The organism is Salifodinibacter halophilus (genome assembly GCA_012999515.1).
Lineage (GTDB): Bacteria > Pseudomonadota > Gammaproteobacteria > Nevskiales > Salinisphaeraceae > Salifodinibacter > Salifodinibacter halophilus.
Genome location: JABEEB010000128.1, coordinates 1 through 301, shown reverse-complemented (window position 1 = coordinate 301; position 301 = coordinate 1). Strand labels below are relative to the sequence as shown.

1 protein-coding gene is annotated in these 301 nt (G+C 62.8%); it reads right to left on the bottom strand.

Annotated elements, in window-relative coordinates:
* On the bottom strand, positions 1–301 hold a 301-nt coding region (locus HKX41_10995; protein ID NNC24657.1), incomplete at both ends, for a hypothetical protein.

The following is a 301-nucleotide window of genomic DNA, read 5'->3' as shown; positions in this document are numbered from 1 at the left end:
GCCGAACAGCCAAGCATCGGCGTGCTCGGCATGGTCTTCGACGTACTTGAGCGCGGCCGTGCGGTCGAGCGCGTAGTAGCACCTGAAGGCGCAGTCGAGGATCATCGAGGTCGGCCGCAGTTGCCCGAGCACGATCGGCAGCGCCTGCTGCGGCGACCTGCGCACGAGTTCGCCGAGCGCGTGGCAGGCCGAAAGGTAACTCCAGCCGTTGACGACTTCATCGATCACGATCTCGACGGTTTGAAGCCGCAACCAGGCCAGGTAGACCTGCGAGTCTTCTTCGTCGATCAGCTCCATTTTT